General features: G+C 32.3%; 16 protein-coding genes. All 16 read right to left on the bottom strand.

Annotated features, from left to right (window positions below; genetic code table 11):
- Window positions 1–8: 8 nt before the first annotated feature.
- A complete protein-coding gene (locus CVU84_03645) occupies window positions 9–956 on the bottom strand; it encodes a diguanylate cyclase response regulator (protein ID PKM95907.1) in 948 nt (315 codons plus the stop codon).
- Window positions 949–4464, bottom strand: coding sequence for a hypothetical protein (locus CVU84_03640; protein ID PKM95906.1), 3516 nt, complete (start codon window positions 4462–4464; stop codon window positions 949–951). The genes CVU84_03645 and CVU84_03640 overlap by 8 nt, the downstream gene beginning before the upstream one ends.
- 202 nt (window positions 4465–4666) lie before the next feature.
- Entirely contained in the window at window positions 4667–9583 is a 4917-nt protein-coding gene (locus CVU84_03635) for an alpha-2-macroglobulin (protein PKM95905.1), read from the bottom strand.
- A gap of 244 nt (window positions 9584–9827) precedes the next feature.
- Complete coding sequence (locus CVU84_03630) at window positions 9828–11657, bottom strand: hypothetical protein (protein ID PKM95904.1); 1830 nt, start codon at window positions 11655–11657, stop codon at window positions 9828–9830.
- Between the two features lie 89 nt (window positions 11658–11746).
- Window positions 11747–12379 carry a bifunctional phosphoribosyl-AMP cyclohydrolase/phosphoribosyl-ATP diphosphatase gene (locus tag CVU84_03625; protein PKM95903.1) on the bottom strand — a complete coding sequence of 211 codons (633 nt, stop codon included), beginning with the start codon at window positions 12377–12379 and terminating at the stop codon, window positions 11747–11749.
- 33 nt (window positions 12380–12412) lie between these two features.
- Window positions 12413–13174, bottom strand: coding sequence for an imidazole glycerol phosphate synthase subunit HisF (locus CVU84_03620; GenBank protein PKM95902.1), 762 nt, complete (start codon window positions 13172–13174; stop codon window positions 12413–12415).
- A 12-nt stretch (window positions 13175–13186) separates the two neighbouring features.
- The gene (gene hisH, locus CVU84_03615; GenBank protein PKM95901.1) at window positions 13187–13789 is read right to left on the bottom strand and encodes an imidazole glycerol phosphate synthase subunit HisH; all 603 of its coding nucleotides are present in this window, start codon (window positions 13787–13789) and stop codon (window positions 13187–13189) included.
- 13 nt (window positions 13790–13802) lie between these two features.
- Entirely contained in the window at window positions 13803–14393 is a 591-nt protein-coding gene (locus CVU84_03610; GenBank protein ID PKM95900.1) for an imidazoleglycerol-phosphate dehydratase HisB, read from the bottom strand.
- A gap of 163 nt (window positions 14394–14556) precedes the next feature.
- The gene (hisC, locus tag CVU84_03605) at window positions 14557–15624 is read right to left on the bottom strand and encodes a histidinol-phosphate transaminase (protein ID PKM95899.1); all 1068 of its coding nucleotides are present in this window, start codon (window positions 15622–15624) and stop codon (window positions 14557–14559) included.
- On the bottom strand, window positions 15614–16918 hold the full coding sequence (hisD, locus tag CVU84_03600) for a histidinol dehydrogenase (protein ID PKM95898.1): 1305 nt from the start codon (window positions 16916–16918) through the stop codon (window positions 15614–15616). The genes hisC and hisD overlap by 11 nt, the downstream gene beginning before the upstream one ends.
- Window positions 16919–16937: 19 nt before the next feature.
- Window positions 16938–17570 (bottom strand): ATP phosphoribosyltransferase, encoded by a 633-nt coding sequence (locus tag CVU84_03595; GenBank protein PKM95897.1) that lies wholly within the window; start codon window positions 17568–17570, stop codon window positions 16938–16940.
- Window positions 17570–18880: an ATP phosphoribosyltransferase regulatory subunit gene (hisZ, locus tag CVU84_03590; GenBank protein ID PKM95896.1), complete on the bottom strand. Its 1311-nt coding sequence runs from the start codon at window positions 18878–18880 to the stop codon at window positions 17570–17572. The genes CVU84_03595 and hisZ overlap by 1 nt, the downstream gene beginning before the upstream one ends.
- Before the next feature lie 183 nt (window positions 18881–19063).
- Window positions 19064–19288: a hypothetical protein gene (locus CVU84_03585; protein ID PKM95895.1), complete on the bottom strand. Its 225-nt coding sequence runs from the start codon at window positions 19286–19288 to the stop codon at window positions 19064–19066.
- Between the two features lie 24 nt (window positions 19289–19312).
- Window positions 19313–20128, bottom strand: a complete 816-nt coding sequence (locus CVU84_03580) for a copper amine oxidase (GenBank protein PKM95894.1) — start codon at window positions 20126–20128, stop codon at window positions 19313–19315.
- Window positions 20129–20247: 119 nt separating this feature from the next.
- Window positions 20248–20784 carry a Holliday junction resolvase RecU gene (locus CVU84_03575; GenBank protein ID PKM96120.1) on the bottom strand — a complete coding sequence of 179 codons (537 nt, stop codon included), beginning with the start codon at window positions 20782–20784 and terminating at the stop codon, window positions 20248–20250.
- Window positions 20785–20795: 11 nt separating this feature from the next.
- Complete coding sequence (locus CVU84_03570; GenBank protein ID PKM95893.1) at window positions 20796–21800, bottom strand: hypothetical protein; 1005 nt, start codon at window positions 21798–21800, stop codon at window positions 20796–20798.

The raw sequence follows: 21800 nt of genomic DNA, 5'->3' as shown, positions 1-21800 counted from the left end.
ATCTATTCCTATTCATTATTTATTTCATCATATGCATTGATTTGATTTCGTCCGTTATTTTTGCCATAATATAAAGCAAAATCTGCTTTTTTTATGATCTTTTCAGCGCTATCTTCTTTATTAAATTCTGCAACTCCAAAAGTTGCAGTAATATGAATCATACCATTGCTTGCCTGATATTCATGTCCAGATATCTGTTGCCTTATACGTTCAGCTACTATAATTGCACCCTTTTTATCAGTACTTGGTAATATAATTAAAAATTCTTCTCCACCCCATCTAGCAACCAAATCCTGTAGTCTTTTTGAAGATGTAAGCAGATTGGCAAATACTTTTAATACTTCATCACCAAAATTGTGTCCATAATTATCATTTATATCTTTGAAATGGTCAATATCTAGAAGTATAATAGAGAAAATTTCTGAATTTCTCTTACACCTTGACATTTCTTCATCAAATTTTGCTAAAATCATTCTTCTATTATAGAGCTTTGTTAAAGTGTCTTTGATTGCATATTCTTCAAGTTGTTCATTTAAAGCAATCAGTTCCTCATTCTTTTCCTTAAGCTCATCTCTTATTGTTTTTATTTCAAGATGAGTTTTAATACGTGCTATTAATTCAATAGGTCGAAATGGCTTAGTTACATAGTCAACGCCTCCGATTTCCAGGCCATATACGATGTCAACTGTTTCCGTTTTTGCAGATAAAAATATGATTGGGATATCCTTCAACTTTTCAATTTCTTTAATTTTTTTACATACTTCAAAGCCATTCATATCTGGCACCATTACATCCAAAATGATAATGTCTGGCAGTTCTTCCTCCAAGTAATCAAGCAATTGATAGCTCGTAAGGCACAAGGATACATCATATCCTCCATCTTCTAAAACATCGGAAATTAATTTCAAATTCTGGTTGTTGTCATCAAGAACTACAATTTTATAAGGATTATTCATGGCTTTCCCCTCCCTTTAATAATATACCCTTTAATTCATTTACAATAATATTACATTTCTCAAGATTGACTTCATTAATTGCTGATGTCAGTTCTTTTCCCAAAGCTTCAATATACGAATTTTTATTTCCGACTCCATAAACGATGAGTTGACTTGCCATTTGGTTAAGTAAAGACATTTTTAGGGCAGTTTTAGACTTCTTTAATTGACTAATGAGCATTGCTTTTAATTCATCATTTTTATTTAACTCCATCAATAATTCTTTTTCATTTACATAGCTTTCATGATTAATATTAGAATTTTTATAAGTAATGTTTCTGATTACTACTTGAAAGGTAGTTCCTTCATTTACTTTGCTTTTTACAGTAATTTCTCCGTCCATGCTATTGATTAACTTTTTGCATATTGTAAGTCCTAGACCAGTTCCTCCATATTTAATGCGATCTAAAGATTTTTGTTGGGTAAACGCATCAAAAATTGTATCAAGTTCATCTTCCACAATACCTATACCTGTATCTTGTACAGTAAATACCAAATTGTTTACATCAAAAACTTTGAGTAATTCTACTTTTAGCAATACATAACCTTGATGGGTAAATTTAATACCATTCCCAATTAAATTTATTAAAACTTGTCTTATTCGAATTTCATCAATATAAAAGTAATTTGGCAAGGATGATTCAACCTCAGTATTAAACTCTATTTTTTTATCATAGGCACTATAAGTGAATACCTTTTCAATATTTGCAATAAACTCCCTAATATCTACCCAATCGTATTTAAAAGTCATTTTACTTGCTTCTAATTTAGATAAATCCAATATATCATTGATCAAACTAAGAAGTATTCTTCCTGATGTGTTTATACCTTTCACGTAGCTAATTAACCCTGAATCTTCTAAGTGACTCTCCAATAGTTCCGCATACCCTATTACTGAATTAAGTGGTGTTCTTATTTCATGACTAATGTTTGCAAGGAACTCGCTCTTTGCTTCGTATGCAAGTTCTGCCTTATGTTTTGCATCAATTAGCGCTAACTCGATTTCTTTTCGTTTGGTGATATCCCTTGCAGCCGCAATAATGATTTTACGTTCTACTATTGATGTTAGATTCCAGTCAATCCACTTAAATGAACCATCCTTACACAATACTCTTGTATTAAAATTAACAATATCTTTTCCGTTTTTTAGTTCTTTGAAAACTAGGATTGTTTTACTTACATCTTCTGGATGGATAATATTTATAATTGCTTTTGAAAACAACTCTTCATCTGTCCACCCTAATGTTTTAGACCATATATTACTAATTTTTGTAAAATGCCCTTCAAAATCTGCAATACAGAGCATATCTAAGGTAGTGCTAAAAAACAATTTGACCTCTTCTTCAATCCGAGTGATTTCTTTCGCTTTTTCTTCTACTAACTCTTCTAGCTTGTTTCTGTAATTTTCTAGTTCAATATCTATTGCTTTTCTGTCTGTTATATCTTTAATCATAGCAACCACAGCTATAATATTGTCATTTTCATCAATTACTGCACTTTTAATGATGTTTTCCCAATACACCTTACCATCATAGATGTATTTTTGATCCCAATCTTCCGATTTTTTTGAGGTTAAAATTCTGAGATCATCTTCTCTATATTGCCTTGCTAACTCTGGAGGATAAAAATCAAAATCGTTTTTACCTGTCAGTTCCTCCTTTGAAACCTTAAGTGAATTTGCAAGCATTGAATTAGAAATAATATAATTTAAATTAACATCCTTTACGATAAATTTGTAAGGTAGATTTTCGATTACAGTCTGATAAAGCACTTCGTTTTCCTTGAGTTTTTCTTCAACCAATTTTTCAGCTGTAATATCCTTGATGAAGCCTCTAATCAATAAAAGCTCAGCATTATTGTATTCAGGTAAAATGGTAAATTCCAAGTATTGAACTTGTCCATCTATTGTAATAAATTCATTATCGATATGAAAGGTTTTCCTTTTATTTTTTAATTTGATTTCCTTGATTAGTTTTTCAACAAAGGCTTCAAAACTCCATGCACTATTTTTTTTAGCAACAAACTTACCATTGACAACGATTTTATCTTTTCTAAATAACCTCAAATATCCATCTGAAAAATAATCACTATTTGTCTTGACATTATACTCAAAATAGCCTGATTTGGAAATTTTTTCAGCCTCTCGTAGCTTTGCTTCACTTAATTTCAATCGTTGTTGGTTGATCTTGCTTTCCGTTATTTCTTCCACTACAGAAATAATATATATTTCCTGTGAAATTGCTTCGTGTACTTTAGTTGCCGTTACTTTAACCCAAATAACTGCTCCACCTTTTTTAATATATCTTTTCTCATAAGAAAAATCACGTATCTTATCCTTGATAAGCAAATTAAATAATCTTTTGTTTTCCTTGACATCTTCTTCATATGTAATATCAAAAAAATTCATATGAATTGCTTCTTCTTCTGAATAACCTAAAATTCTGCAAAACTTATTATTCACATTAATATAATTTCCTGTGAGCGTTAAAAAGCATATACCAACTGGAGCTTTCTCAAAGGTCAATTGAAACTTTTCCCGATTTATCGAAGCAATCATTTCATTTTCCTTAAGCAAAATAACTCTATATACTTCATCCATTAGAGACTTGATAGATCTTGCATCATTGTTCGTATAATAGTCTTCCTTGTTACCTAAAATAAGTATCCCAACAACGATATCTTTTACTAATATTGGAATAACCATATATCTATTTAGGGATTTCACCCTAAAAGTCATTTCGCTTTCATTATTGGCAATCATTATTTGCCTATCTCTAATAATCTCATCTAATATTTCGTTGCTATTAAACGGAATTTTATTATTCTTAATTGCCTCTTCTTCTTTTTGAATAAAACGATTAGAGCATTCAAAAAATTCGAATTCATTTGTAGCTTTATTATAATGGTACATATAACCTACTAGACTTTCAGAGATAATCAATGCATTTTCCAAAAAAACATTTATTATTTCAGGTACATCAACTAAATTCATCATACCCATGTTATATATAAGTTCATTTTTTAATCTTCTATATTGAAACTCTTTTTTTTCCTTCAGTTCGTTGGTACAATCAGAAGATAAGATAAGAATTCCAATCATATTTCCTAATTGATTGATAACTTTTTCAAAAGTTATTCTAATATGAAGCGTATTGTTCTTATCATCTAATACCCTAAAAAGAATTGCTGTTTTTTCTATGCCTCTTTTCAATTCGGCAAAGGTATTTAATACCTTTAATTTATCATTTTCATGAATATAATGATTGATCAATTCTGTAAGATCACAGCTCTTATCAGTTAGACTAATTCTAAATATTCTATTACTTTCATTTATGTTATTAATAAGATTTGATTTAATATCCCAAAATAATATTTCAACATTATTGTTCGCAAAGTTGGTTTGTATGGTATTCATTAATGCATGTAATAAATTGTCATTCCGTAATAACTCACTGTCATTAAGTTCCATATTATACCTCCAAATTTGTTGATCATTACACAATTATATACGATACGCAGACAATCATCAATACATATGCAGAACTTTGCCTACATAAAAAGAAAAACGGCCAAGAAGAACCAATGATTCTATTGTGACCTATCTGCTGCTTTTCATAATTTGTAAATAAATTTGACCCACTAGCTATTTCCAACTAGTGGGCCTTCCTTCATTACTCTTTTACTTTAATATTGTCCATTACACCAATATAAATACTATCCTTAACATTTACTCCTTGAACTACAACACCTTCTGCTTTGTAATTTCCTGGTGTTACTACTCTAGCATAATAATACAATGATTCATATTTATCATAATTCTTACTAATATAGAAAGTTACTTTTTGTCCATCAATATCCCTATACCAATAATCATCGCCAGTCTTCAATCCCATATCCCAAACATTTTCTATTGGTCTCAGACCTGATGGAAGGTAATCTGTTACAATATACGTATCATCAATTGCAGACTTTGCAATACTCCAATCAATTTGCACTTTAACAATATCTGATTGTGCAAATTCTTTTGAAGAAGCCTTCGTATAGTAATTATAATACGTTCTACTGGCTTTCATATTGTTATCATTGGTGGTTGTTTTTGAAAGCTTCGCATTGTAGATTGCAACCAACCCAGCGCTACCTTCTACCTTAGTTACTTTAAAATCCTTTAACTTACTTGAAGGTAGTGTAATTGTTACTGGCCAGCCATCTTCGACCTTCTTCGTATAAGATTTCCCATCATAGGAATAGGTAACAGAAAGTTTTGATTCTTTCACTTTACCAATTTCATTTTTTATAAACGTTAAAATCTCGGAATTCACCAACACTTCCTTGGAATTCTGACTCTTCACATAATCAAAAAATAATTGCTTTTCTTCAAGATCTAAAGCAGATGCGATTAACATTGTAAGTGCAGTGTATTCTAAATATTCATCTTCTGTTTTACCTGTTTTTATTCTAGCAACTTGATCATATTTTTCAATATTTGTTACGATATGTTTAGAATATATTTCATTTGCTTTAAAGTGATCACCAAGAGCAGCATAAGTTAAGCTTAAATAAATATAGTCTTTTAAATTAAGGTTTGTATTCTTTTCTAGCTTTTCTAATTCAATTACTACAGGTTCATTCATAACAGCTAACCCATACAATGCTATTGCTTTTCTGCTATTGGTATTTTTTTTATCGTTCAACGCATTGTATAGATAGGATGTTACTGCTTTATCATTTATCAATGACTTAATAACAGGTAATAATTTAACAGTTGTTTCTAAATCACTTGCGGCATATGGTAAAATCCCAAAGCCCCCATCTTCCATTTGATAATCTGAAAGTGCTACTTCTTCCTTGAACAATATTTCTTCACCAAATGTTTCTAACAGAATGTTTCTAGCTAATAAACCTATATACTTTTGATCTACACGTTTTCCTCCACTATATGCTAAGGAATAAAGTGAAGGTATAAATTGTCCTTTTCCTTTATCAACAAAAGTTAAACGTGTCATACCCTCATTTGTTGTTGTTAACTTAAATCCATCTGTTAATTGATAAAAATCGGCTACTTCTTTTTCATGATAAGTTTTCACAACCTTGATTTGCTTTTCAATCGCATCTGTATAACCTGATGCAGAAGTTGCTTTAATAATAAGATTATAATCGCCTTCCTTCATATCAAATAGCGGGACGTTAGATCTTTCAAAGGCAGTTCCCTTTACCGTTGACTTATAACCATTTTCTTTACAGCTTACCTCATAAGTAATTTTTTCTCCGTTCTTTAAATTACTACCATAAGCTGTTATACCAACAAAAGGTTTATCTCCTTCTAAATAAATTGAACTCAGTGAGGTATTGATAAAATATGGCATCGTAACAATGACTTCTTCTACATTCGTTCCTGCCTTTAAGGTTTCAGATATACCTGCAAAAGTCATCCGCCAGGAAGTAACATTATCTGGTAGCTTGTATGAGAAAGTACCTACACCATTTTCGTCAAGATGAATCGACGTAAAATAAGCGGTATCTTTAAACTCGGATCTCACAGCTCCCACTTGCGCTTCATCTTTAGCATCTTTAGAACTATTTGCAGTTGTTGGCATTGCTTGTGCTGATTCCAGTTCTAAGCCTCCTCTACCATACATCATAGGCATAATCATATTATAACCATCATTCTTATGTGAGGAATATGAATTTTTAATTCCATTTGGCACCCATTCATATAAGCTTTCAAGTGTGTCAATACTTTGATCACTTAATTGGAATAAAGCTTCATCAACAATACTAATATTTATAGTAACTCCCTTTGCTCCAACTTCTTTATTTAAAGCCTTAGAGAAAATAGTGGCTTTTAATTTAACTGTGCAAATTTCACCTGGTTTATAGGAATCTTTATCTGTTTCTGCTGTAAAAGATATACGGTTTTTCTCAAGATCTAATCTAGGTGAAAAGTGTTCACCTTGAATATATGTTTTCCCGTTAAAATATACCCCTATAAGATCAGCATTAGGAATAAAGGTCTCATCAAATGTTGTAGTATACTTTGATGTCTGCTTCACCTCATATTTTTTAATACCATTTTGAGCTGTAATATATAAGAAATTTCCAGCTGGCAAAGCCTTATCATTGTTCATAAATTGAACGTCAATTGTATCTCCTAGATCAAAGGTTGCTTTTTCAGATTTCAAGATATATCTCTCGTAACTAGGACTATACATCCAATGCTCTCCATAATATTGCTCGAAGGTCATCTTTTTACCTGATAAATCATTGGTTTTAAGTTCAACCGTATAATAACTATTCTCCTTACTTGGTAAGGTGACTTTTGCTACGGCTTTTCCTACTTTGTCCGTCACTAAAGTAATATCCTGCACTTTAACTTTCTCTGTATAATAATCATATTGTTTTACAACTACCTTGTTAATAAAATCATAGTATTCTCCAATTTCTTTTTTCTTCCACTCATTCTTATAAACAGTACCCTTTATTAAATGTGCTGAAATGGCATCACCCAAAAATTCTTCATCATTGTCTTCAATATTATCATTCAGTTTATCTAATACAATTTTGTTTACTTCGGCATTTATTGTACCTTGATCCTTATCTAATGTTGTTGTAAACTTCACGTTGATGTCATTCATAAACACCTTTAGCGCACTGGACGTATCTATCTGTCCAGATTCAGGCAAGCTGGCATAAGCATTAAAATAAATATAGTTCATGCCTTGATATTCTTCTTTATATTGTGGTGTATAAGCAATCTTGCTTAATCCTTTGGTATCTGTTTTCATTTCACCTGTTTTATAATCTAATCCTGAAATATTATAGTTCACATTTAGCTTAGCAACAGGTGTACCTTCAAAAAAGCTAGTTTTGGTTATGAAATGAACACTATCACCAACAAATACCGCCTTTTTGTCTGGATTGGCTTCTATCTTATATTCTGGCTTAATATATTTTTCTACTTGAAGATAAGTACTCGAAACAACTTTGTCCTTTAGCTTAACCTCTATTTGATAATTGCCTGGTTCTAGATTTGGAAGCTCTATATCTCCTTCATAAAAGCCATTCTTTACTGCAACCTTTTTTGATGTATAGGGTATATCATTACCATATCTACCCCACATATCGTACATTCTCCAATTACTTGAATTTACCTCAATCGTTACTTCTTTCAGATCTTCATCTTCATATCTATTTTGCAAAAAGCCCCATACCATTACCTTATCATCTGGTTGATATAGGTTTCTATCTGTTTGTAGATATTTCCAATATTGGCTTAGACTATCATTCCAGTAATATGTATTATATGGATAATTCATTACTAAGGCACTTTGATTTCCATATCCCATTTTATATAAGGTTAACCCTGCTTCTGCTTCACTTGTTGGCAATTCAACAACACCATTTACATTGCTTGTATATTTTTTCTCGGAACCCTTTTGAGTAACTACAGCACCTTGTACAGATTTACCGGTTGCAAGATCATTAATCCATAATATACCCTTGTTGGATGCGTCAGAATAGTAATAGCTTAGATTTGTAACCTGAATCAATGTTTGGAAGTGTAGGTCCTCCCATGTACTATCAACCAAATAATAACCTGCAGGTAGCTTCTCTGGTATATTTAGAAATTGTTGATTGTTTTGATTTTGAACTACTGGCTGCTCAAATGAAATTGACTTACTTAATCCATCGGTTTTTACTTTATTATTTTCTAAAGAGTACATTGACCAATGAGGCAATTCATTATAATCAATAATTGCATCCATAAAGTTGTCTATTGATGGATATGCATATAGAGTTGTCTTGATTTTTGTATCAAGAAAATCACCATCAATATAATAGCTCATTGGTATTTTAGGCGCTTCATTTAACGCATATTCGCTCATGATACTATTAAAATTAAAATACCCCTTTGGCTCCTTGTAAGCTTCATCCTCTTTGGATGCAGTCTCAAAGGTAAAAGAATAATCCTCAGTAAGTTTCTGATTTGAACTTGTTAAAGATAGTCCCGATTTGAGTGTTACCGTATACAATGTTTTTTCTTTAAGACCTTTTGGAACAAAAACCACAGTACTTCCATGCTCCTCAAAGACGCCTTGTACACTAGGTTGGATTTCAAAATAATCTTTCACTTGTGCACTTGAGTGACTAAAATACAATTCGATTCCTGATGCTAATGGCACTCTAATAGCTTCGTTATTTGGAAGTGTTCCTAAGATACGAAACGTAGCCATTGTTTGAAAAGTCCATGTAGCATCTTTGTAGGTAAAAGTATATAGTTTATTGGTTTCAAGCTCCGAGGATGGAATAATGAAATACCCTTCTTCCTTTTTCGCAATCGTAAATTTCACTTCTGGATAAACTTTCAATCCTTCCTGAAGTGACTTAAGGGATTCATCTGCAACAGATTTAAACAAAAAAGTAGTTTTTGTATCTATCCCTGTAACATCCTGTAATTGAGGCTTAAGAGAAAAACCATTTCTATATTCTTCTGCTTTTACAACATTGTTGTTTGCAGAAAATGGTCCTACTCCTAGAACTGTAAATATAAGTGTTACAATTAAAGCCATACTAATGATTCTTTTTTTCATAATTGTTCCCCTTCCTTTGCAATGATTTGATGTTATTTTTGACGAATATCAAATCAAAAAAGTTCCATATATTGAATGAAATATTTCAAACCTCAACAATCAAAAATATATAATAATACTAACATGAAAAATTTATGAATTCAATATGAATATCTATATGCAGAATTAGGATTTGTGTAAACAAAAAGGAAATGAAAAGGTTAATACAACCCATTTCATTTCCTTTAAAGTACGAATGTACTGACTAAATTTTAAATTTCTTTGTACTATTGCTTAAGTTAATTACAAGGTCTGAAATGTCTTTGATGTATTGATTAACTTGTCCTATTTGAGCAGTTTGTTCTTGCGTTGTCGCAGCAACCTCTTGTGTACTTGCCGCAGACGTTTCTGCTATACTGGCAATATTGTTCATTTCCTTAGATGCACTATTTGCATCTTGATTTACAATATTTGCTTTATCTGCTGAAGCATCTACCTTTTCAATAATTACAGTTACCGCACTTGAAATATTTTCAAAGCTCATTACGCTATCATGAAGTGCACTTTCTTGATCAATTACTGATTTACCAACATGTCCAATCTCTAAAACAGCTACATCAACAGAATTGGTAACCTCATGTATTATTTCACTAATCTTTTTGGTAGATGACATTGTTTGTTCTGCTAATTTTCGAATCTCATCTGCAACAACTGCGAAACCTTTCCCTAGTTCACCTGCACGAGCTGCTTCAATAGCAGCATTTAAAGCTAGTAAATTGGTTTGATGTGAAATTGAATCGATTGCATCAACTATATTACCAATTTCGTTAGCTACACTCGCAAGAGTAGTAATGGCATCTGACACCTTACCGCTTGCTTGTTTGTTAATTAACATCTTGGTTTTTTGTATTTCTATTGTTTCTTTTCCTTTGTTAATTGCATCAATGGAGATAACCGCTTGTTTTTGGGCTTCATCCATATTATAGTTCATAACCTTTAGATTCTCAACAATACTAGAAATACTTTTGTCAACAACACCTGTAGCCATTGCTTGATTCGAAACACCTTCTGCAAGATCTTGAATGGTTTTTGCAATTTCTTCTGAACCTTTCGCAACATCATCAGCAGTACCTTCAATTTTAATAAACCCTTGAGATAAACTGCTACTTAATTTTGCAATGTCCATTGTAATATCTTGCAAATTGGCAATCATAATATTAAATGACGTAGATAACTCTCCAACTTCATCATTAGAATGAATGTTTACTTGAACTGTAAGATCGCCTCCTGCAGCTTGCTTAATAGTTTTATTTAGTTCAACGATTGGTTTAGATATTTTCTTACCATATAAAAATGCTAATATTAAAAATACAATTATCAATACACCTGTAATTGCAATGGATAGCATTATTGAAGTATTAATCTTCTTCGTTACTAATTCCCCTTGCTTCTGAACAACAAGGTCAATATCATCGACATAATTACCGGTCCCAATTACCCAGCTAAATGGTTTATATGCTAAGGAGTAAGATATTTTCTTTTTAGCTTCTTCTTCATTTGGCTTTGGAAAATAGTACTCAGAAAACCCACCGCCATTTAGTCCTGCATTGATAATATCCTTAATAAAGAAATTACCATGTTCATCAACAGCTTCATATCGATTCGTTCCTTCGACCTCAGGTTTTGGTGGTAATAAAACATTATTACCCAGCTCATCATCAATCCAAAAGTAACCCGTTTCCGCATATCTAAAATTTCTAACGTATTCTACAATATTGGCTTTAATTACCTCTTCTGATAGACCATTCGCAGTTCCATGTTCATGCATACTCTTAATACTACTAACAGCCGTTTCTACTTCTGACTGTATGAGTCTATTAAAAGAATCTTCTAATAACGTTCGATTCTGACCACTAATAAACTTGTTCAATGAATATTGACTTATCAAAAAAGTGCCTTGTAAAACGAATGATAATATTAATACAATAAATATCGTAAAAAATACAATTTTAGAACTAATTTTTTTCACGTATATTTCACTCCTTTTGAAAACTGATAATACTATATTACCACTAGTTCTTACATTTTTCAACAAGGATTATTTTAGAATATTGTAATCTGAGATCTAATTTTTCCAGTGTTTTACATTATTATTCACTCATTTTTCATTCCCAAACAGAAATCTTATCGTCTACCTTCTAATTCTTGGAATATGTCTTCCCATGTTGCACCTTTTTCTACTATTAATACTGATAAATGATATAATAAATCAGATATTTCATATACGATTTCTTCCTTACCAGCGTTTTTAGCACCAATGATTACTTCTGCTGTTTCCTCTCCAACCTTTTTTAGAATCTTATCGATCCCTTTATCGAATAAATAATTCGTATAAGAACCCTCTTTTGGGTTTTGCTGTCTGTCTAGTATTACATTATAAATACCTTTTAAAATATCAGTTGCTTTGAAATCATCTATCTCTTTGATTTCACAAGTTTCAAAATCTAATAATCTATAAAAACAGCTAGATTTGCCAGTATGACAAGCAACGCCTTCTTGAGCAACCTTCATTAATAACGTATCATTGTCACAATCTATATAAAGTTCTTTTACATGTTGAAAATGCCCTGAGGTCTCCCCCTTCAGCCATAGCGAATTTCTGCTTCTACTATAATAATGAGCTTTTTTAGTTACAATTGTCTTGTTAAAGGCTTCCTCATTCATATAAGCAACCATTAAAACTTGACCATTATAATGATCTTGAGTTACCACCGTCACAAGTCCTTGTTCATTAAGCTTTAAGTCTGAAAATTTCATTTTATTATTTCTCCTTTAAGGTTCATTAAAATCTTATAATCTAACTGGCACGTTATGTTGGTTCAAGTACTCCTTTAATTCAACTATTTCAATCTCTTTAAAGTGAAATAGGCTTGCTGCTAAAGCAGCATCAGCTTTGCCTTCCGTTAATACTGTAGCAAAGTGCTCCATATTTCCTGCTCCTCCTGAAGCAATCACAGGAATATGAACGCTCTCACTAATTATTCTCGTTAGCTCTACATCGTAGCCTGCCTTGGTACCATCGCAATCCATACTGGTTAATAATATTTCACCTGCTCCTCTTTGTTCAACCTCAATTGCCCATTGAATAGCATCAATATTCGTATTGACTCGCCCTCCATTAATATAGATATCCCAGCTTCCTCTTTCATTATTTCTTTTTGCGTCCATCGCCACTACAACACATTGGCTGCCAAACTTCTCAGCTGCTTCATTAATGAGTTCTGGCCTTCCTATGGCCGCTGAGTTAACAGCTACCTTATCTGCACCCGCAAGCAATATATTTCTAAAATCTTCTGTTGTTCTAATTCCCCCACCTACAGTAAGTGGAATAAATATCTCTGCTGCAGTCTTTCTCACGACATCAATAATTGTTTCTCTTGCTTCATGAGATGCTGTGATATCCAGAAATACAATTTCATCAGCTAAACTTTTATTATAAGCCTTTGCGACCTCAACTGGATCACCCGCATCGATAAGATCAACAAATTGAACTCCTTTAACCACTCTTCCTTTATCTACATCTAAACAAGGTATAATTCTTTTACAGAACATAATATCACTCCTCTATAATAGGCTAGCAAAATTTTTCAAAATTTGAAGTCCTACATCTCCACTTTTTTCAGGATGAAATTGAAGTGCAAAAGTGTTTTTTTCTTGTGCAGCAATTTGAATCTCTTTTCCATAATAAGTAGTTGCAGAAACAATGTCCTCAGCTGTTTGCAAATGATATGAATGAACGAAGTAGACATAACTATTTTCCGGTAAACCTACAAATAAAGGTGCTTCTTTTTTTATTTCTAGCTTATTCCATCCCATATGAGGGATTTTTAAATCAACATCTAATTTAACGATCTCTCCCTTAAGTAATGACAATCCTTCATGCTTCCCAAATTCGTTAGAAGAATCAAATAAGAGCTGCATACCTAAACAAATACCTAGCAAAGGAACTTCTTCCTGGTGTATTTTGTGTATGAAGGCTTCAATGTTCTTTTCCCTAATAAGTGCAACCGCATCTTTAAAGGCACCAACACCAGGTAAAATTAATTTTTCTGCCTTTGCAAGCTCTTTGATATCGGAAGAAATAAACGAATTATATCCAATGAATTTTAAAGCGTTAGAAACACTCTTGAGGTTACCCATTCCATAATCTATAATACCTATGCTCATTTTAATCTCCTTATTATTCCAGCATGCCTTTCGTTGATCTTGTTCCTACTATTCTCTGATCTATCATGGTAGCCGTATCTAACGCATTCGCAAATGCTTTAAAGATACCTTCTGCGATGTGATGATTATTTTTACCATTTAATAATTTAATATGTAAATTCATTCCTCCATTCACAGCAACCGCTCTAAAAAACTCTTCAATCATTTCTGTATCCATATCTCCTAGCTTCATTGCAGAAAACTCTACATCAAAGTTCAAAAATGGACGCCCTGATAAGTCAAGAGCACATAGTACAAGGGTTTCATCCATTGGTATGATGGCTGATCCATATCTTTTGATACCTTCCTTATTTCCAATCGTTTCTTGAATACATTTACCAAAAACAATACCGATGTCCTCAATTGTATGATGACAATCAATATATAAATCACCCTTACATCTTAGATCTAAATCAAAGAATCCATGTTTCGCAATATGGTTCATCATATGGTCGAAAAATCCAACACCGGAATCAATGCTATATAGGCCACTTCCATCTAGATTAAAGTCCATTTCGATTGTTGTTTCTTTCGTTTCTCTTTTGATACTCGTTTTTCTTAACATCATAATACCTCCAATACTACTAATTGACTATCAATGTTACAAAACCTCCGCATTCGCTACAGTTTCGTAACCGAATGCAAGCTTCGCTTGCACATCGGTGGGTGATTGAACCCCCTCCGATGTTGGAATTAGTTCCCTCAAGTGGGGGACTAATTCCATTCGGTTAAAATAATTTGTAAAATTCATTCAATCTTTTCAAAAGCATTTCATTCTCTTCTTTATTTCCAATCGTAAGACGAATACAGTTTGCTAGCCTACCACTATTCCCATATCCTCTTACTAAAATTCTAAAATGCTGCAAATGGTTTGCAACACCCGTATCTTTTACTTTAATTAATATAAAGTTGCCTTCAGACGGATATACTTCATCGATTACTGGTACTTTTTTTAGATTTTCAAACAAATAATCTCTATTTTCTTTTATTAACTTAATATTTTCTTTATAATATTCGATATCAGTTAAAACCATTTCTGCCATAGCAGCGGAAAAACTCGATAAATTGTAAGGGGCTTTTGCAATACTAATCGCATCAATCATTGATGTGGATCCTATTCCATAGCCAACTCTTAAGCCCGCCAATCCAAATGCTTTTGAAAATGTTTTTAGTATTACAATTTGCTTATGATAATTTATTTCAGAAATCATTCCATCATCAATAAATTCTCCATAAGCTTCATCTATTACAACTGGACATTTTACAACCTCTAATAATTGTTTGAGTTTTGCTTTGGAAATAATTGTACCCGTCGGATTGTTTGGAGAACAGATAAAAATCACTTTAGGATTATGTATCTGATACAAATCAATTATTTTCTCAATATTATATGAAAAATCATCCTCAAGTTCATATTCAACGGTTTTCCCATGGTTTAGAGTATTTGATAATTGATACATACTAAAGGAAGGACTCGGAACCAATATTGTATCGCCAGGATCAATGAAAACCTTAAGAATATACTCAATAATTTGATCAGAACCTACACCACAAATTACATTGTCTTTTGTAACTCCAAAGGTAGTACCAATCTTTTCACGCAGACTATTTTGATTATTATCAGGATATCTAGTTAAATTGTCCTTTTCTTGAAGCCATTCTATTGCTTTAGCCATTACATTCTCACTGTGAAAAAATGGGTTTTCATTTGCATCAAGTTTTATTTTATAATCAAGGGTCGGAACATGGTAATTTTTAAAATCTAACAAATCTTTTCTCAAATAATTATTTATCATCTTCAAACCTCACTTTTATAGAATTGGCATGTGCCGTTAAAAATTCTGCATTAGCAAAGGTAATGATATCATCTTTTAATAATGCTAATGCATCTTCATCAAATGATATGATGCTAGATTTCTTGACAAAATCATCAACATTAAGTGGTGAAAAGAACTTTGCAGTACCATTCGTAGGTAGTACATGGTTAGGTCCCGCCATATAGTCACCCAATGGTTCTGGACTATAATCTCCCAAAAAGATTGCTCCAGCATTTTTAATCATTGGCATCACAGAAAATGGTTCCTTTACACATAATTCCAAATGTTCTGGCGCAATATCATTGCAGATATCAACTGCTTCCTGCAATGAATCAACAATAATGATTGCACCAAATTTATCTAAGGAAGCCTTTATAATTTCATGTCTAGATAAATACCCTGTTTGTCTTATAATTTCTTTTTCTACTTCATAAGCCAGTGCTTCATCAGTAGTTACCAGGACAGCAGAAGCAAGCTCGTCATGTTCTGCTTGAGATAATAAATCTGCTGCAACAAATTTTGCATTTGCTGAGGCATCAGCAATTACCAACACCTCACTTGGTCCTGCTATAGAATCAATACTGGCATGCCCATAAACAGCTTTTTTGGCCAAAGCAACAAATATGTTTCCTGGTCCAACAATTTTATCTACCTTAGGTATTATCTGTGTACCAAAGGCAAGGGCAGCAATTGCCTGTGCTCCACCTACCTTGTATATTTCATGAATACCACATAGATCAGCTGCAACTAAGGTTAGCGGATTAATACGTCCTTCTAATTCCTTTGAAGGGGGTGTAACCATTACTATTTTCTCAACTCCTGCAACGATTGCAGGTAATACATTCATGAGTACCGAGGAAGGATACACAGCCTTACCACCAGGAACATAAACTCCAACACTTTCAATAGGGGTAACCTTTTGACCAAGAATCGCTCCTTTTTCGCTGGTATCAAACCAACTATAGGTTTTTTGTTTGTTATGAAATGCCTCTATACGAAACTTGGCTCTTTTAATAACTTCTATTATAGTAGGTTCTACTTGTGAATATGCAAAATCAATATCCTCTTTTGTTACTTTTATTGTATTCATTTCTAAGGATACGCCATCAAATTGTTTGCTAAATTCAATAACCGCACTATCACCATTTATCTTAATCTCTTCAATTATTTTAGCAACTTGCTCCTCATACCTACCATAGCTCATTGGAGCACGTTCAATTAACATTTTTTTAATATCAATTCTTTGTCCATCTTTAAAATTAAATATTTTCATGTGCATACCTCCTTGAGGATTATTTTAAATTTCTCAGACCCTCAACTATTTTATTAATACGTTCACCTTCCATTTTCATACTAACTCTATTTACTACCATTCTAGCTGATAATGAACAAATAGTATCTAATATTACCAAACCATTTTCCTTAAGTGTTGATCCCGTTTCCACAATGTCTACGATTACTTCTGATAGACCAACCAATGGTGCTAGTTCTATAGACCCATTGAGTTTTATAATATCAACCTTTTGATTTTTTTTATTATAAAAGTAATCCTTTGCAATATTAGGGTATTTAGTAGCAACCCTTATTGTATTGCTATATTTCAGCTTTTCTTCCATCGCCTTTGGACCAGCAACTACCATATTGCACTTTCCAAAACCCAAATCAACTACTTCATATAAATTCCTTTTTTCTTCTAAAATAGTATCTTTCCCTACTATTCCAATGTCTGCAGACCCATACTCTACATAAGTTGGAACATCATTCGCCTTAGCAAGGAAAAACTTTAATTTAAGCTCCTCATTTGTGAAGATCAGTCTTCTGGAATCTTCTTTCATTTCATCACAGGTTATACCGATTTCTTCAAGCATAGACATTGCTTTTTTTGCAAGTCTTCCCTTAGCCAATGCTATTGTTAAATATCTCATTAAGCTTCACCATCCTTCTCATACTCGTGCTCATGCTGATGTTCTTCTTCCTGGTGATCTTCAAATAACTCTGATACTAATATTACTGATCTCTCATTGGTTTTCAAATTAATCAATTCTACCTCTTCTTCTGAAATAAAATTCATAATGCCACCTATCTCATGCTTCTTACCATATTCAATATTCTTTTCTATAGTTTCCTCTAATAGTCCAATTTCAATATTCATTTCTTGATATCTCATGCTTTCAGCTATTCCAATCGCAATTTTTCTGGAAAGTGAATTATAAATTAAGAGTGTATTAATTTCCTCTGTAGGCAATATTATTTCTTGGCTCTCTAATGCAGCCATTAATTCATCAATAATAATAGCAAAACCAACAGCTGGCTCATCATGACCAAATTGTCCAATTAAAGAGTCATATCGTCCTCCATCAGCAATTGCAACGCCTGTTCCATAGGTATATCCTCTAAAAACAATACCTGTGTAATAATTAATTTGACTTACCATCCCTAGATCAATAGAAATATAATTTTCTATTCCATAATCCGAAAGAATCTCATAAATTTTCTCTAATCTATCAAGAGCATCCAATGCTCTTTTATTTTCAGTCATTTTTCTTGCTTGGACGAGTACATCTATAGATCCAAATAGCTTAGGCAAATCCAATAAAGTACTTTTATGTTCTTGATCTAAATGCAAGCTTTGGAGAAGCTCTTCTGTAGCGATATAGTTCTTTTCATCAATTAATCTTCGAAGCTCTTCCTCATAGGAAGCATCTAAACCAGCTTCCTCAACTAACCCTTTGAAAAAACTAGCCAATCCTATATCAATTTGAAATTCTTCAAGCCCTGATGCAAGCAAACTGTTTACAACAACAGCAATGATTTCTGCGTCTGCATCAGCACTATCTACACCAATAAATTCTACACCAGCTTGTGTAAATTCTCTTAACTTACCTTGATAACTTTCGTTATTTCTAAAAGTATTTCCAAGATAGCAAATTCTTTTTGGTAAGCCATCGTCCTCGAAGGTTGATGCTACAAACCGAGCAATTGATGGAGTAATATCAGGTCGTAATGCCAATATATTTCCATCTCTATCAAAGAATTTGTACATCATTTTCGTATCAATCGTACCTCTTTCTTTGCTAAAAATATCTATATATTCAAAGGTAGGTGTTTGAACATCTTTAAATCCATATGAATGAAATATGCTAAGTATCCTATTTTGTAGTTCGTTTTTTCTTGAAGCTTCAACCAAATGTATATCTCTTACTCCATCTGGTGTATGCAGCAAACGGTCAATCATGTTATTTCCTCCTGTAATTTTACCACGTTAAAGTATCGCATTACTAATTTGCTAATTCACTAAACTAATTTTTATTATATTCGATACATTTTTGAATGTCAACTAATTTTTTATGCAACTAGTTAATCATAAAAAGCTAGCTCTTATCAAGCTAGCTAATCATAATACAAGTCTAATTGTGGTTTATATAAATAATTCGGCAAGTCCAATGCCCGCTAATAATAAAAAAATAGCTGCATATAGTCTTACTTTATTATATACCTTAGGATCAGGTATGATATCTTTCTTCTTTTTGTTTCTAAGAAGCTCAAATGCCTTTTTGGGTTTAATCATTGCAAGAATACATAAGATTATAAAAAAAACTAAAGCAAAAATATCTAACACGCTAAGCACTTCTCTTAATTCCATTGTTCTTCCTCCACAAATAAAATTCTAATAATAAAAATATTCGCCATCAATAATCTTGTAAAGATCGTTTGATTTTGAACCAAACGGTCTATTGTTAAAATACAAACTTCTAGAAATATTGTTTTTTCCATTTAAAGCATCTTTTGCTGCAATAATGGAACCCTCATATGGTATTAGGCTAGAAAATCCACTTTTATGAGCCGGTGGAAATTGACCCGGGTGAAAAATCACTCCATAAATTGTATTTGGAAAAACACCACTGTTTTTTCTATTCAGCACTACATTCGCAACCGCAAGCTTACATTCATATTCCGTACCTTTGGCCTCAACATGAACAATCCTTGACAACCAAAGCACATCATCAGGGGTATAGCTGTCTTTTGATGTGTTTTTAGCAATCTGCAAACCTTCTTTTGTTATATTAATTGAGCCTGTTAGCTTGTCCCAAGAAATTTTACAACCGAAGTTTTCAGCAATAAACTCCAGTGGAACCATAGCTCGATTGTTTACAATTGTAGGCCTAGCGTTAATATAATATTCTCTTTCATTTACCCAGACAATGCTTTGATCAATAAAAAGCTTAATTGTTTTATTACTATCAACAATTGTAACGCTATTATCTTCTTTTTCAAACATCACTTCAGTGATTCCAAGAGCATCAGTAAGTGGTTTGATTGGAACATAAGTCGTTCCGTTAGATTTAAATGGTAGTACATCGGTTGATATAAAGCTTCCATTTAGGTACATAGTAATTGGTATGCCTTTTGAACTACCTGCACAAAAAGTATACGAACCTACTAGTAAAACAATTGAAACTAAAATCATCATTATTTTTTTCATAAAATACCTCTCAAGAATTAGGTGTCATTTGTATATTCTTCCCATTTTCTTTAGACCTATTAAGATTATATAGTTTAATGCTTGCTTTTGCAAACAATTTTTATCATAATAGGGGTATTTTATTTACCTTTATCGTTTAGAAAGGCCCCAAGCGGCTCTAAATAGTGTAGATAGTAACCCGATTTTGTTTCGATTTTATATTGTTTTTGAAACGCTTCATAGGGAATGGATTTTTTGCTTCCCATTTTAACTTGTTCAAAAAATTCATTCAACTGGCAATAAGGTAAATAATAATATTCATTATGAAGTGCAAAAAAAACAATTAAAAAAGCAATTCCTTCTTGTTTCTCAAAATCTGACATAAAATCGAGTTGATGTTGATGAATGTTTTGTAAGGGCAATTCATTTTTTGTTGTTTCTTTTGCTTCAAAACAAATAGGTATTCCTTGAACTACTCCAATATAGTCAACAGTGCTTCTTTTTTCAAAATATGCTAAAGAAATATGTCCTTTTTCTTGATCTAATTTTATTGGCTTTATTGGGGTTGGAATCTTTTGAATGAGAGCTAACCCATGCTCTCTATATTTTTCGTTCGTTAGATTTATTAACTCTTCAAGTGCACTTCCTCTTAAACCTCTTGATTGCCAAGCCATAATATCCCACCTTATCAAAGGTATTTGTGAATGAGTAGCCTTACCTCTTCATTTTTTTCTGTTGCATGCTTCTCTTTTAGTACTTGTTTTGCTTCTATTGAACCGATACGTCCTAATGAATGAACAATCTCCATTCTAATATCGATTCTTATATCTTGATAAAATTTGTTCAAAATTCGAACACTTTCTTGGCTGTCATGATTACCTAAAGCAATAATCCCATTTCTTTGAAGGGTTTTCTTACCTTTCCAACCTGCAGCCGTTTTTCCTATTGTATCCTTAAAGATTGCATTATTCATAGATAAAAGAAAATCTAAATCATAGTATTCTTCAATAATGCTCTCTTTTACACTGTTTTTATTCTTAGGATGATTAGACGGGCATGCCAATTGGCATATGTCACATCCATATAGTGAATTACTCATTAATTTTTTTAATTCTTCAGGAACTTCCTTGGCTTGCGTTAATTTAGATATGCATAAATCAATATGAAACTGTTTATCTACTCCTATGGCTTTACTCGGGCATGCATTTAAACATATACTACAACCCTCGCAATAATCATTCCTTATTTCTGAATCATAATATTCAAGCTTCATATCTGTTAGTAAATATCCAATAAAAGTTGCTGTTCCGTAATCTTCATTGATTAAAAAAGTATTTTTCCCAATGACACCTAATCCAGCCCTAACCGCCAGACTTCTATCAGAAAAAAGACTCGTATCACAGTATAATTTAGAATTACAATGAAAACCATCACTTAAAAAACGTTGCAAAAGCTCTAGTTTTCTGTTTACTATTTTATGATAGTCTTCAAAAATTGCTGCTTTTGACATTTTGCCATGTAATATTGTTGATTTTTCATTTGTTAAATACAGATTGTAGCTTTCTAAAATCACAATAAAGCTTTGCGCTCCCTTGAGTTGATTTCTTTCTAAATCTGTATTTGCTCGGCAAAACCCAATTTTATCAATGCTTATTTCTTTTGCATATTGTATGATTGATTGATTAATATTCAT

It is taken from the genome of Firmicutes bacterium HGW-Firmicutes-1, from assembly GCA_002841625.1.
Lineage (GTDB): Bacteria > Bacillota > Clostridia > Lachnospirales > Vallitaleaceae > HGW-1.
The sequence above is the reverse complement of the archived record's forward strand: the minus strand, read 5'-3'. Positions and strand labels throughout refer to the sequence as shown.

Excerpts from the sequence above, each read along its gene's own strand:
- CVU84_03585 (PKM95895.1), bottom strand. The coding sequence starts at position 19,288 with ATGGAATTAAGAGAAGTGCTTAGCGTGTTAGATATTTTTGCTTTAGTT.
- CVU84_03645 (PKM95907.1), bottom strand. The coding sequence starts at position 956 with ATGAATAATCCTTATAAAATTGTAGTTCTTGATGACAACAACCAGAAT.
- hisH (PKM95901.1), bottom strand. The coding sequence starts at position 13,789 with ATGAGCATAGGTATTATAGATTATGGAATGGGTAACCTCAAGAGTGTT.
- CVU84_03580 (PKM95894.1), bottom strand. The coding sequence starts at position 20,128 with ATGAAAAAAATAATGATGATTTTAGTTTCAATTGTTTTACTAGTAGGT.
- hisD (PKM95898.1), bottom strand. The coding sequence starts at position 16,918 with ATGAAAATATTTAATTTTAAAGATGGACAAAGAATTGATATTAAAAAA.
- CVU84_03610 (PKM95900.1), bottom strand. The coding sequence starts at position 14,393 with ATGTTAAGAAAAACGAGTATCAAAAGAGAAACGAAAGAAACAACAATC.
- CVU84_03570 (PKM95893.1), bottom strand. The coding sequence starts at position 21,800 with ATGAATATTAATCAATCAATCATACAATATGCAAAAGAAATAAGCATT.
- CVU84_03620 (PKM95902.1), bottom strand. The coding sequence starts at position 13,174 with ATGTTCTGTAAAAGAATTATACCTTGTTTAGATGTAGATAAAGGAAGA.
- CVU84_03595 (PKM95897.1), bottom strand. The coding sequence starts at position 17,570 with ATGAGATATTTAACAATAGCATTGGCTAAGGGAAGACTTGCAAAAAAA.
- hisC (PKM95899.1), bottom strand. The coding sequence starts at position 15,624 with ATGATAAATAATTATTTGAGAAAAGATTTGTTAGATTTTAAAAATTAC.
- CVU84_03635 (PKM95905.1), bottom strand. The coding sequence starts at position 9,583 with ATGAAAAAAAGAATCATTAGTATGGCTTTAATTGTAACACTTATATTT.
- CVU84_03625 (PKM95903.1), bottom strand. The coding sequence starts at position 12,379 with ATGAAATTTTCAGACTTAAAGCTTAATGAACAAGGACTTGTGACGGTG.
- hisZ (PKM95896.1), bottom strand. The coding sequence starts at position 18,880 with ATGATTGACCGTTTGCTGCATACACCAGATGGAGTAAGAGATATACAT.
- CVU84_03640 (PKM95906.1), bottom strand. The coding sequence starts at position 4,464 with ATGGAACTTAATGACAGTGAGTTATTACGGAATGACAATTTATTACAT.